Source organism: Microvirga pakistanensis (genome assembly GCF_004458765.1).
GTDB classification, from domain to species: domain Bacteria; phylum Pseudomonadota; class Alphaproteobacteria; order Rhizobiales; family Beijerinckiaceae; genus Microvirga; species Microvirga pakistanensis.
The window spans coordinates 1-223 of record NZ_SPJX01000335.1 but is presented as its reverse complement, the minus strand read 5'-3'; the positions used below and the strand labels follow the sequence as shown (position 1 = coordinate 223).

At 70.4% G+C, this 223-nt stretch carries 1 pseudogene; it reads right to left on the bottom strand.

Going from position 1 to position 223, the window contains the following annotated elements:
• Positions 1 to 223: pseudogene (locus tag E4K09_RS18080) on the bottom strand (diaminopimelate epimerase); the annotation flags it as partial.

Here is a 223-nt window from a genome sequence, read left to right as displayed (position 1 = left end):
GGGTTGCCCATGCCGATGGCGGACGGGTTCTCGAGCTCCGGCGCTTCCGGCAGATGCGTGTCCAGCGCGATGGCGCGGGTGTCCGGATAAGGATCGCGCAGGGGAATCTCGTTCCACGCCAGGCGCGGCGGACCCATGTCGACGGTGAACGTGGTGTCGGAGACTTGGCTCACCGGCAGAAGGCCCGCCCTCGTCTCGAGCACCAGCCCCCGGCCTGCCGGGC